Source organism: Microbacterium paraoxydans (assembly GCF_019056515.1).
GTDB lineage: Bacteria > Actinomycetota > Actinomycetes > Actinomycetales > Microbacteriaceae > Microbacterium.
Map to the genome: position 1 here is coordinate 2,913,052 of NZ_CP064873.1, position 12,555 is coordinate 2,925,606.

A 12,555-nucleotide genomic window follows, 5' to 3' on the forward strand; every position below is an offset into this window, starting at 1 on the left:
CCACCTCCCCAACCGGAGAGACAACAAGAGGCCCAGAGGTACAGACCAGATCCCGAAAGACCCGCATCCGGTCCCTCAGGACCCAACAGCGTGCAGGCACCGAAACCCATCCCCCCAACGTTCCTGCAGCAAGCTGCGTACTAATCAGAGAAACAATCTCGATGCCATGTCAAATGTTCCACCCATGAGCTCCCAGCGAAGAACGTGTGCCTTCGATCTGGGTTCTGGACGCCGAAGCGTCAGATGCTCCTTAGAAAGGAGGTGATCCAGCCGCACCTTCCGGTACGGCTACCTTGTTACGACTTAGTCCTAATTACCGATCCCACCTTCGACGGCTCCCTCCACAAGGGTTAGGCCACCGGCTTCAGGTGTTACCGACTTTCATGACTTGACGGGCGGTGTGTACAAGACCCGGGAACGTATTCACCGCAGCGTTGCTGATCTGCGATTACTAGCGACTCCGACTTCATGAGGTCGAGTTGCAGACCTCAATCCGAACTGGGACCGGCTTTTTGGGATTCGCTCCACCTCACGGTATTGCAGCCCTTTGTACCGGCCATTGTAGCATGCGTGAAGCCCAAGACATAAGGGGCATGATGATTTGACGTCATCCCCACCTTCCTCCGAGTTGACCCCGGCAGTATCCCATGAGTTCCCACCATTACGTGCTGGCAACATAGAACGAGGGTTGCGCTCGTTGCGGGACTTAACCCAACATCTCACGACACGAGCTGACGACAACCATGCACCACCTGTTTACGAGTGTCCAAAGAGTTGACCATTTCTGGCCCGTTCTCGTATATGTCAAGCCTTGGTAAGGTTCTTCGCGTTGCATCGAATTAATCCGCATGCTCCGCCGCTTGTGCGGGTCCCCGTCAATTCCTTTGAGTTTTAGCCTTGCGGCCGTACTCCCCAGGCGGGGAACTTAATGCGTTAGCTGCGTCACGGAATCCGTGGAATGGACCCCACAACTAGTTCCCAACGTTTACGGGGTGGACTACCAGGGTATCTAAGCCTGTTTGCTCCCCACCCTTTCGCTCCTCAGCGTCAGTTACGGCCCAGAGATCTGCCTTCGCCATCGGTGTTCCTCCTGATATCTGCGCATTCCACCGCTACACCAGGAATTCCAATCTCCCCTACCGCACTCTAGTCTGCCCGTACCCACTGCAGGCCCGAGGTTGAGCCTCGGGATTTCACAGCAGACGCGACAAACCGCCTACGAGCTCTTTACGCCCAATAATTCCGGATAACGCTTGCGCCCTACGTATTACCGCGGCTGCTGGCACGTAGTTAGCCGGCGCTTTTTCTGCAGGTACCGTCACTTTCGCTTCTTCCCTGCTAAAAGAGGTTTACAACCCGAAGGCCGTCATCCCTCACGCGGCGTTGCTGCATCAGGCTTTCGCCCATTGTGCAATATTCCCCACTGCTGCCTCCCGTAGGAGTCTGGGCCGTGTCTCAGTCCCAGTGTGGCCGGTCACCCTCTCAGGCCGGCTACCCGTCGACGCCTTGGTGAGCCATTACCTCACCAACAAGCTGATAGGCCGCGAGCCCATCCCCAACCGAAAAATCTTTCCAAACGCAGACCATGCGGTCACGTCACATATCCAGTATTAGACGCCGTTTCCAGCGCTTATCCCAGAGTCAGGGGCAGGTTGCTCACGTGTTACTCACCCGTTCGCCACTGATCCACAAGAGCAAGCTCCTGCTTCACCGTTCGACTTGCATGTGTTAAGCACGCCGCCAGCGTTCATCCTGAGCCAGGATCAAACTCTCCGTAAAAAAGAAATGCATACGAACCGGGGAAAAACCGGAACGCAGCGAGTTTGATGCTGACCAAAGAGACGAATTCATTGCTGACTTCATCCGTTGCCAACCCCACAAAGGAGGTTGGTCTTTGATCCAAAGGAATTCTCACCCAGCCGAAGCTAGACGAGGATAATTTGGCATTTGACAAGTGCACGCTGTTGAGTTCTCAAGGATCGGATGCTCCCACGACCCAGCCGTCACAGCCAGGCCCGCAGGGCAACTTCTCTATCTTACCGATCTCGTTTCCGTTGTCAAGTCCGAGTTTCTTCGGCCTGACCGTGGGAGCGGATCAGCATCCTTCATCCTGTTCACTCTGTGAGTGTGTGGGATTCGGGAGGTGTTCGATGCTTGACGGGAGCCGGTCCGAGGACCTCCGCTCAACCGTTTGGGGCGAACAGGTAATAACTTACGTGGGTTCCGGACATCGGGCAAATCACCGCTGATTCCCGGGCGTGTCGCCCGCCCCCTCAGTCCACGGCCCTTCCCGCCGGCGCGAACCGGGAGGAGTCGGAGTGGTCCTCGGGCTGCAGATCCCCGACGCGCTTCGGCGTCGCGACGACGGCCAGCAGCGACACCAGGCAGGCGCCGATGACGAACAGCACCACGAACCAGAGGCCTCCCCCGGCGGCCGCGACGAGCGCCGTGGCGATGAGCGGGGTGGGTCCGGCGACCAGGGCGCCGTTCAGCTCCCTGGCCGTCGCGACGCCGGTGAAGCGGTACCGCGTCGGGAAGAGGTTCGTGAGGAACGTCCCGGTGGAGGCCGCGGTCGCCCCCACCGCGATGACGCCGAGCGCCGTCATCCCGAGAGCCGCCCACACCGGGTCGCCCGACTGCAGCGAGAGGAAGACCGGGTAGGTGAGGACGATCCCGGCGACAGAGCCGAAGATCACAACGCGCTTGGCGCCGAAGCGATCCACCGCGATCCCGCCCAGGACGGGTGCGAAGGCGGTGAGGAGCGAGGCGACGAGCACGGCGACCAGTGCCTGGACCCGGGGCATCCCGACCGTCAGTGTGAGGTAGCTGAGGGCGAAGGCGCTCAGCACGTAGTTCGTCACGTTGTGGCCGCACACGCTGAAGAAGCCGACGACGAGCTCGCGGGGGCTGCGGCGGAACAGCTCCGCCAGAGGCACCTTCGTCGCGGCCTGCTCGGCGTTCGTCACCGCGGCCCGGTACTCGGGCGTCTCCTCGAGGCGACGACGGATCCACAGCGCGAGGACGAAGAGCACGGCGGAGACCAGGAACGGGATGCGCCAGGCCCCGCCCAGCAACACGTCGCCGGGCAGCATCGAGGCGAAGGTGAAGGCCAGCGTCGCGAGGAAGGCGCCCCCGGGAGCGCCCGAGGTGACCAGTCCGATGACCCGGCCGCGGCGGCGCTCGGGGGCGTACTCGGCGACGAGGGTGAGCGCGCCCGCGAGTTCCGCACCGGCACCGAAGCCCTGGACGAAGCGGAACAGGATCAGCAGGATCGGCGCCGCCACCCCGATCGCCTCGGCGGTCGGGAGGAGCCCGATCCCCACGGTCGCGATGCCCATGAGCACGATGGTCAGGATCATCGCCGGCTTCCGGCCGACCCGATCCCCGAGGTGGGAGATGATGAGGCCGCCGAGCGGCCGCACCACGAAGCCGACGGCGAAGGTCGCGAAGGCCAGCATCGAGGCGGATGCCGGGATGACGTCCGGGAAGAAGAGCGGGCCGATCACCAGGCCGGCGGCGGCGCCGTAGAGCGCGTAGTCATACCACTCGATGAGGGTGCCGAAGTAGGCGGCGGCGATCGCCCGCCTCGCCTGCGGGGTCATGGTGCGCTGCTGTTCGTGGGCCATGGGGTGTCCTTTCGTCATTGAAAAGTGCTGGCGTGGTCGTGGCTATCCGGTCGGCGCGAGGACGGCGGTCCCCCGGCCGCGCAGCTCGGCGGTCGTGCGCACGCCGAGAAGCTGCATCGTCGACAGGGTCTCGTGCGCCACCAGGTCGAGCGCCCTCTCGACCCCCACCCGGCCGCCCGCCATCAGGCCGTACATGTAGCCCCGGCCGAGGAAGACGAAGTCGGCTCCGCACGCGATCGCGGCCACCACGTCGAGGCCGCTGCGGATGCCGGAGTCGAGCAGGATCGGCACGTCGTCGCCGACGGCGGCGCGCACGGCGCCCACGATCTCGATGGGCGCGATCGCGCGGTCGAGCTGACGACCGCCGTGGTTGGAGACCCAGATGGCATCCGCGCCGGCGTCGATGAAGCGTTCGGCGTCGACGGCGGAGAGCACGCCCTTGACGACGATCGGCCCGCTCCAGTGTGTCCGTAGCCAGCGCACGTCGTCCAAGGACAGCGCGGGATCGAACATGCTGCCCACCACGTCGGTGACGCGTCCGGAACGCGGGCCGAAGTTCGCCATGGCCGGCGCGTCGTGGGCCAGCAGATCGATGGTCCAGGAGGGACGCAGTGCCGACTGCACGGCGGTGCGCAGCGTCAGACGCGGCGGCATCGAAAGTCGGTTGCGGTCGTCGCGATAGCGCTGCCCCGGGACCCGGGTGTCGACCGTCAGCACGAGCGTGTCGAACCCTGCCGCGGCGGCCCGCTCGACGAGCGCGAGGGACGCATCGCGATCGCGCCGCAGGTAGAGCTGGAACCAGCGCCGCGCGGCGGGTGCGGCGGCGGCGACGTGCTCGATGCTCCGCGTTCCCATCGTGGAGAGCACGAACGGCACGTCGCGGTTGGCGGCCGCACGGACCCCGTCGGTCTCGCCGGCCGCACGCATGAGGGCGGTGAGGCCGATCGGGGCGATGCCGATGGGCATCGCGTGCTCGCGTCCCAGCAGCCGGGTGGTGAGCGTCGCCCCCGCGGCACTCTCGGTGACCGTGGGCACGAACCTCCGGCGGGCGAAGGCCGCCTCGTTGTCTCGAGCGGCCTGCTCGGTCACCGCGGCACCCTCGACGTAGTCGAAGACGAATCCGGGCACCCGTCGCTTCGCGAGCCGTCGCAGATCGTCGAGACAGCGCGCCTCGGCGACGCGCTTCGCCTCGGTGGGAAGGGCGGGCGGAGCGAAGCTCAACAGCTCGGTGAAGGTGCGGATGCGACGTCGCAACAACCTGGATCCTCTCGGCAACTCCCATCGAGGCCGAAGAGCCGACCGCGGTGTCGGCACCACCATAGCCGTCGAATATCTTGGGCACAATAAGCATATTCCGGAGATATATCTGAAGTGCTCATGACGCCGCGAGGACGAGGCGCGGGTGGTTCAGGCCTCGAGGAAAGCTTGGAGGACGAACTCCCGCAGCTCGACGAGGTGCCGGCGCATGGCCTCCTCGGCCGCCCGCGGATCGCCGGTGCGGATCGCCTCGAGCACCTGCTGGTGACCGTTGTTCTCGACGTCCGAGTGGATGCGCGCATCGATCGCCGGGATCAGATGATGACTCCGCGTCGTCTCGTCGAACAGGCCGCTCATGAGCGTCTTCGCCCGAGCGTTGCGCGCCGCACCGAGGATGCACTCGTGGAACGCCCGGGCCGCATCGGTCAGCTCCGCCGTGCCGGAGCCGCTGCGCTGCGCGTCCAGGATCGAGCTGAGCTCCTCGATGAAGGCCTCGCTGCCGTAGCGCGTCGCACTCGCGGCCATCGGCGGTTCGATGATCAACCGCAGGTCGAGCACCTCGCGCACCTCGTTGATACCCAGCGGGCGGACGACGTATCCCCGTCGGGGAAGGGCGACGACGAGCCCCTCGACGACGAGGATCTGCAGAGCCTCCCGCACCGGCGTCTTCGACACCCCGAACCGCGCGGCCAGTTCGGGTTCGATGACGACCTCACCCGGGGCGAGCCGGGTGCGGACGATGTCGTCCCGGAGCGCCACGTACACCTTCTGCGTACGCGACAGCACCCGATTCCCCTCGCCGAGGGCCGCGGCACGGCGCTGGCTGTCGACGGCATGCGTGTGCATGGTCGAGCCGGATTCGCTGGGCGTCGCGTCCATGCCCTCAGCCTAGGGGCACCGAATCGGACCCCTGCCGCCGAGCGGTCCCGTCGCGGCGATCGGATCAGCCCCGTGCGCCAACGAAAGAACCTCGCCCGCGAGATGCGGGGCGAGGTTCTTTCGTTCTGTTCCTGTGGACCTAAGGGGATTCGAACCCCTGACCTCCTCGATGCGAACGAGGCGCGCTACCAACTGCGCCATAGGCCCGTGAACGACATCTACGTTATCACGCTCGGGATCCCGGACATGACGAAGGCCCCGCATCTCCGTGTTTCCAGGGAGTCGGGGCCTTCGTGGTGGCGGTGACGGTGGGATTTGAACCCACGGTAGGGGGTTACCCTACACAACTTTTCGAGAGTTGCACCTTCGGCCGCTCGGACACGTCACCGCGGATCAGTTTACGACACCGGGGCCGAGCGCGCGAATCGGCGGGTCACCAGGCGGTGGCGACCTCGGCGTGGGCGCGGAGGATGCCCTCCGTGGAGCCGGCGGGGGCGCGCCCGATGCCGCACTCCGTGGCGACGCCGAACTCCGGCGCGAACCGGACGGCGGCAGCGATCCGGCGACGCGCACCGTCCGCGCCGTCCTCCCGGTGCACGAGGCCGAGGTAGAGCTCCTCGACCGGGGTGAGCGCGGCAAGCGGGGCGAAGTAGGCCTCGTCATCGTGGCCGATCGGCACGGGAAGGTGCAGCCACGTGAGCGGACGGTGGGCCGCGGCGATGACGGCGTTGGCGTAGCGGACGAGGGAGCCGGCGTCGGTCGGCTCGAAGAAGTGCTTCTCCCCCGCGTCGCCGTAGCAGAGGTGCACGCCCACCTCGACGTCGTCCGGGACGGCGTCGACGAGGGCGGCCAGACGCGATACGAGTCCGTCGAACGGGTCGCCGGGCCACCACCCCTCCATGACGGCGCCGTAGCCGGAGGCGCCCTCGAGGATCCCCATCTCGCTCGCGACGTCCCACTGCACCGCGAGGTCCTCGTGGGGGATCGCGGCGAGGATCCCGTCGAGCTCGCGGAGCATCGCGGCGGTGTACACGGGCTCGATCGCGGCCCGGTCGTCGCCGTGGAAGAACGAGGAGATGACGGCGAGCGGGGTGGGCAGCGACACCTGGAACCGGGTGCCCGCCGCGACCACTCCCTCCTCCCGCAGCCGGGTGAAGAGCCCGTACGACTCGATCGCCGCGGAGGCGTACCCCAGCGGAGGCAGCGCGATGGTCGCCGGGTCCACGCCCTCGGCGATTCGGAGGCCCCGGGCGTCGATTCCGGCGGGGAACGGGATGGGCTCGTCGCCGATCCGCTCGATGCCGTCCGCCTGGCCGATGACGTCGGGCTGGAACATGATCCAGTGGAACCGTTTGCCCACCTCGCCGTCCGGGATGCGACGCAACCGGTCGCCGAGCAGCTCCGCAGCGGTGCGCATCGTCGTCTCGGCGTCGTCGAAGTTCACACTGCCCACGAGAAGGGCACCCTGGGGCTGCGTCATGGCCTCAGGATATCCCTCGCCGACCCACCCCTTTCCGGCCGAGCCACCCCTCTGCGTGCGGCCGGAAGGGGGTGGGACACACGCAAGGGGGTGGGTCGCCGAGGGGAGGTCGGGATTAGGATCGCCTAAGAACCCGCCGCCTCCGGGGGCAGAACGACGGGAAGGATGCAAGCAGCATGGGATTCATCACGTCTGCGGCGCTCGCCGAGACCGGATACGTGGTCCTCGACGACGAGACCACCCCGGTGGACCCGTCCGAGTGGCAGGACCTCGAGTACGTCGGCTGGCGCTCCTCCGGCATCACCCGCTTCGCACCCCTGACGAGCTACGCGGGCGAGATCGACTGCAACGGCTTCTGGAACCACACGCCGCCGCGCACCGACAAGGACGGCGTCTGGATTCCCTCACAGGTCGCGATCGCCCCGACCCTGCAGCGCCGTGCCCTGGCCCCTGGCGCCGGCGTCGGCCGCTGCCGGGTCATCGAGCTCCAGCCGAACGACTACGCCGACGCGATCTACAACCTGCACCAGGACGACAACAACCGCCTCAACGAGCCGGGCACGGGCTGGGTGGTCCGCGGGTACTACAACCTCACCGACGACACCGACTCGATGCTCATCCTCCGCTCCGACCGGTTCGACCCGGCCACCGAGGTCCGGCTGCCGCTGCGCGCCGGCTCCCGGATCATCGTCGACACGCAGCGCTTCTGGCATGCCGTGTGGCATCGCGGGACAGGGCCCCGGTATGCGCTCATCACCTCCTGGACCAGCGGCCCTGAGCTCGACGCATACATCGCCGCGCACCACGGCGACCCGCATCCGCCGACGGTCGACCTCGACCCGCGTGTGGTGGACGAGGCCCAGGTCGAGATGCACCGTCGGATCGAGGAGCGCCGTCGCGCGTTCGAGGCGCAGGGCATCGTGATGGAGCCGCCCGCCGACATGAACCTCGTCGGCTGAGGCTCAGACCGTCCGGCCGCCCTCGATCCGCACGACCCGGTCGACCGTCCCCGCGGGCGGCGCCACGTGCGAGATGAGCAGCACCGACTGCTCCCCCGTCGCCTGCAGCAGGTCGCGCAGGAGAGCGTCCGAGGCCTCGGGGTCGACGCCCGCCGTCGGCTCGTCCAGCACGAGCACCGGGAAGCCACGGAGCAGCGCGCGAGCCAGAGCGATCCGCTGCGCCTGGCCGCCGGACACCAGCGCACCGCGGTCGCCCACCCGCGCATCGAGCCCTCCGCGCTCGCGCACCCACGCCGCGAGTCCCACACGGTCGAGCACGGCGAGGAGTTCTTCGTCGGTGGCCGTGTCCCTGGCGAAGAGGAGGTTCTGCCGCACGTCCTCGTCGAAGAGCTGCGGCTGCTGCTCGCACAGACCGACGACGCGGCGCAGCGAGGGCCCGGACAGCGCCGCCGCGTCGAGATCGCCGATCCGGTATTCGCCGTCCACGCGGAGGAAGCCCACGAGCGCAGCCGCCAGCGAGCTCTTGCCCGCCCCGCTCGCCCCGGAGACGAGCACCCGCTCACCCGGCGCGAGGTCGAGGTCCACCCCGGTCAGCGCCGCCGCCCCTCCGGGCCAGTGCGCCGTGGCTCCCCGCAGCGTGAGCGCGGGGACGCCGTCGACCGCGACGTCCTCCCCCGCGTCGGTCCGCAGCTCCGGCGGCATCTGTTCGGGCAGCACGTCCACGATGCGCTCCGCGCTCGCGCGGACGCTCCGCCACGAGGCCGCCGCGATCGGCACGGCGCCGAACACCTCGAACACGACCATCGGCACGAGCACCGCGACCGCGAGCCACGGGGCGTCGATGGCTCCCGTGGCGAGGCCCGGGGCTGCCACCGCCAGCGCCCACACCGAGGCGGCGCCGGCCATCAGCGAGACCACTCCGGCCGCGACGGCCTGCGCCAGCGACGCCCGACCGACGACCCGACGCAGGGCGGCATCCGCGACACGGATCCGCTCTCGGGCCTGCGCCTCCGCGCCGAACGCGAGCAGCACGTCGAGGCTGCCGAAGTAGTCGACGAGGGCGGCGGACACCTCGGCCCGACGCGCCGACACCGCGGCCTCCGCACGGGAGCCGAAGATCCAGCCGAGCCCGACGGCGGCGAGCGCGGCGACGAGGAGGCAGACGGCGAGCGTGAGCGCGGCCGGCGGCGAGACGAAGGCGAGGAAGCCGACGGCGCCGAGGGCGACCACGCCCGAGACGGCGAGCGGCTGCACGACCCGGAGCGGGAGGTTCTGCAGGTTCTCCACGTCGTCGACGAGAGCCGCGAGCACCTGGCCCCGGTCCGTCGCGCCGAGCCCCGCCGGCGAGAGCGGGATGAGGCGGCGCACCATGTCGGACCGGGTCGTGGCGAGCTGTCGGAGGGCGGCGTCGTGACCGCTGAGCCGCTCGAGGTACCGCGTGACGGCTCGGGTCACGGCGAAGAACCGCACCCCGACGACCGCGATGGACAGCGGCACGAGGGAGTCGACGATCGACGCGCTCACGATCAGCCAGCCGCTCACCGCGAGGAGGCTCACGGCGGCGGCCGCCGACAGCACGCCCCAGATCAGCCCGGGGAGGAAGCGGCGGAACGGCGGCTGCGCGAGCCGGAGCACCTCCCGGACCCGGTCGCTGCGGGTCGTCTCGTTCATGCGCTCACCCCCAGCGCCACGATCCGGTCGGCGATGTCCCTGGCCGAGCGGCGGTGCGAGACGAGCAGGACGGTGGCGCCGGCATCCGCTCGCGCGCGCAGCGACCGCCACAGCCGCTCCTCGGTGTCGGCGTCGAGGGCGCTGGAGGGCTCATCGAGCGCGAGCATCCGCTCCGGCATTCCGTCGTGGCGGTACAGCGCCCTGGCCACCGCGACGCGCTGCGCCTGTCCTCCCGACAGCCCTGCGCCCTGCACACCCAGCACACGGTCGGCCTCGATGCCCTCGGCGCACGCGGCGTCAAGCGCCCGGCGTACACGGGCGAGGTCGGGACCGGCATCCCCGAGGGCGACGTTCTCCGCGACCGTGCCGCGCATCAGCCCCGGCGTCTGCCCGGCCCAGGCGAGCCAGTCGGACGGTGCGAGCTCGGCGACGTCCCGTCCGCCCCAGGTCGCCGTGCCCGTGGAGTCCACCGCCCCGCGGAGGGCGGCGAGCAGACTCGACTTCCCGGAGCCGCTCGGCCCCTCGATCAGGGTCACCGACCCGGGCTCCGCGACGAAGGACACCGGCGGGAGGTCCCGCACGCGGAGTCCGTCCACCACGAGTTCCCGCCCCGCCGGCACGACGTCGACCCGGCTGCCGGACGAGTCCACGGGGTTCGGTCGTGCATCCGTGCCGGGGTCGTGCGGGCGCATGCCGCCCCGGTCCCGGTCACGCGCCGCATCCAGCACGTCGAACACGTCTTCCGTGGCCGCGACGCCCTCGGCCGCCGCGTGGAACTGCACGCCCACCTGACGGATCGGGAGGAAGGCCTCCGGGGCGAGCAGCAGCACGAAGAGACCGACCTCCAGGCTCAGGTCGCCCGACAGCAGCCGGAACCCGACCGCGACCGCGATGAGCGCGACCGCGAGCGACGACAGCAGCTCCATCGCGAATCCGGAGAGGAAAGAGAACCGCAGCACCTTCATGGTCTCGCGGCGGTACTCGTCGGCGGTCACCTCGATGCGGTCGGCCGCCCGACGGTCCCGGCCGAACAGCCGCAGCGTCGACAGCCCCTGCACCGTGTCGGCGAAGCGGGCGGCGAGGTGCTGCAGCGTCTGCCACTGCTTCTTCTGCACCGTGCGCGTCGCGATGCCGATGAGGATGAGGAACAGCGGGATGAGCGGCAGGGTGATGACGGCGGTGAGCCCGCTCGGCCAGTCCTGCCACCACATGACCGCGACCAGCACCGGCGTCGCGATGACGGTGAGCACGAGCTGCGGGATGTACCGCGCGAAGTACGCGTCCAGGGCTTCCAGGCCGTGACCGGCGGTGACGGCGATCTGCGTCTGATTCCGCTGTGCGAGCCACCCGGGCCGAGGCGTCCGACGGCCGCGACGAGCGCCGCGCGCAGCTGCATCCCGGTCCGGGCGGCGGCCTGCGTGCCCGCGGCGTCGGAGGCGGCGATGAGCAGACCCCGCAGGAGGGCGGTCCCGAGCAGCCAGACCAGGGTCACGGTGACATCGCGCCCGGCGATGGCCCCGACGACCGCCTCGGTGAGGAGCCACGCGAAGGCGATCGTCACCGCGGTCTGCAGGACGCCGATCGCGGCCGACGCCAGGAGGAACCCCCGGGCGGCGGCCGCGTATCGGAGCAGCCTCGGATCGACGGGTTTCACGCGTGCGCCGGAGCCCCCTCGATCGACCGGCGGGTGACGCGCTTGCGGAACACCCAGTAGGTCCAGGTCTGGTACGCGATGACCAGCGGGAGGGCGATCAGCGCGGTCCAGCTCATGATCTGCAGCGTATACGGAGTGCTGGACGCGTTGGCGATCGTGAGACTGTACGCCGGATCGATGGTGGACGGCATCACGAACGGGAACAGGGCGGAGAACAGCATGACGACGGCGAACATGACCGTGAGCATGCCGGCGAAGAACGCCCACCCGTCGCGGCGGACGAGCGAGAAGCCGACCGCCGCGATCAGGCTGACCGCCGCGAGCGCACCGGCTCCGATGACGAGCCAGAGCAGCGGAGCCTCGCGGCCCATCGCGATCGCGACCGTCCAGATCACCGTCGCGGCCGCGACGAGGATCGTCGGGATGGCGGCCTTCTTCGCGAGCTTCTGCGCGTCCTCGTGCACCTGGCCGTCCGTCTTCAGCGCGACGAACAGCACGCCGTGCAGGAAGAAGAGCAGCAGGGTCGTCACGCCGACCAGCAGCGCGTACGGGTTGAGCAGCGAGAAGAAGCCGCCGACGTAGATGTGGTTCTCATCGATCGCCACCCCCTGCACGATGTTGCCGAAGGCGACGCCCCAGAGCAGTGCCGGGACGACCGAGCCGATGACGATCATCCGGTCGAAGCCCTGCTTCCACTTCCGGCTCTCCCGCTGATGGCGGTACTCGAACGAGACGCCGCGGAGGATGAGCGCGAGCAGGATGAGCAGCAGCGGCAGGTAGAACCCGCTGAACAGCGTGGCGTACCACTCGGGGAACGAGGCGAAGAGCGAGGCCCCGGCCACGATGACCCACGTCTCGTTGAGGTCCCACACGGGACCGATCGTGTTGATGACCTGTCGGCGCGACACGTCGTTCTTGCCGAGGAACGGCAGCGACATGCCGACACCGAAGTCGAACCCGTCGAGGACGAAGTAGCCGACGAACAGGAAGGCGACCACCCAGAACCAGATCGTTGCGAGATCCATGATG

8 protein-coding genes, 2 tRNA genes and 1 rRNA gene are annotated in these 12,555 nt (G+C 68.6%); 1 reads left to right on the forward strand and 10 read right to left on the reverse strand.

All coding sequences use genetic code 11. The features are described from left to right. Positions 1-254: 254 nt before the first annotated feature. The 7 genes from IZR02_RS14330 to IZR02_RS14360 all read right to left on the reverse strand — a co-directional run bounded on the left by IZR02_RS14330 (position 255) and on the right by IZR02_RS14360 (position 7,242). A 16S ribosomal RNA gene (locus tag IZR02_RS14330) occupies positions 255-1,779 on the reverse strand. Between the two features lie 494 nt (positions 1,780-2,273). Continuing rightward, a complete protein-coding gene (locus tag IZR02_RS14335; RefSeq protein ID WP_231729509.1) occupies positions 2,274-3,626 on the reverse strand; it encodes an MFS transporter in 1,353 nt (450 codons plus the stop codon). Between the two features lie 42 nt (positions 3,627-3,668). Further along, complete coding sequence (locus IZR02_RS14340) at positions 3,669-4,880, reverse strand: alpha-hydroxy acid oxidase (RefSeq protein ID WP_062765519.1); 1,212 nt, start codon at positions 4,878-4,880, stop codon at positions 3,669-3,671. Between the two features lie 153 nt (positions 4,881-5,033). Continuing rightward, the gene (locus IZR02_RS14345; RefSeq protein WP_025105510.1) at positions 5,034-5,762 is read right to left on the reverse strand and encodes a GntR family transcriptional regulator; all 729 of its coding nucleotides are present in this window, start codon (positions 5,760-5,762) and stop codon (positions 5,034-5,036) included. A 134-nt stretch (positions 5,763-5,896) separates the two neighbouring features. After that, positions 5,897-5,969 (reverse strand) — tRNA-Ala (locus IZR02_RS14350). Between the two features lie 90 nt (positions 5,970-6,059). Then, positions 6,060-6,150: transfer RNA gene (locus tag IZR02_RS14355), tRNA-Ser, on the reverse strand. A gap of 45 nt (positions 6,151-6,195) precedes the next feature. Then, complete coding sequence (locus IZR02_RS14360; RefSeq protein ID WP_062765522.1) at positions 6,196-7,242, reverse strand: hypothetical protein; 1,047 nt, start codon at positions 7,240-7,242, stop codon at positions 6,196-6,198. A gap of 176 nt (positions 7,243-7,418) precedes the next feature. On the opposite strand from IZR02_RS14360, the gene IZR02_RS14365 reads away from it, so the two are divergent. Further along, complete coding sequence (locus IZR02_RS14365) at positions 7,419-8,201, forward strand: hypothetical protein (protein WP_025105489.1); 783 nt, start codon at positions 7,419-7,421, stop codon at positions 8,199-8,201. Positions 8,202-8,204: 3 nt separating this feature from the next. Here IZR02_RS14365 and cydC read toward each other — a convergent pair whose 3' ends face one another. The 3 genes from cydC to cydB all read right to left on the reverse strand — a co-directional run bounded on the left by cydC (position 8,205) and on the right by cydB (position 12,551). After that, positions 8,205-9,872, reverse strand: a complete 1,668-nt coding sequence (gene cydC / locus IZR02_RS14370; RefSeq protein ID WP_025105488.1) for a thiol reductant ABC exporter subunit CydC — start codon at positions 9,870-9,872, stop codon at positions 8,205-8,207. Then, positions 9,869-11,416 (reverse strand): thiol reductant ABC exporter subunit CydD, encoded by a 1,548-nt coding sequence (gene cydD / locus IZR02_RS14375; RefSeq protein WP_254385396.1) that lies wholly within the window; start codon positions 11,414-11,416, stop codon positions 9,869-9,871. Before cydD ends, cydC begins: the two co-directional genes overlap by 4 nt. 106 nt (positions 11,417-11,522) lie before the next feature. Next, on the reverse strand, positions 11,523-12,551 hold the full coding sequence (cydB, locus tag IZR02_RS14380; RefSeq protein WP_025105486.1) for a cytochrome d ubiquinol oxidase subunit II: 1,029 nt from the start codon (positions 12,549-12,551) through the stop codon (positions 11,523-11,525). Between the last annotated feature and the right edge of the window lie 4 nt (positions 12,552-12,555).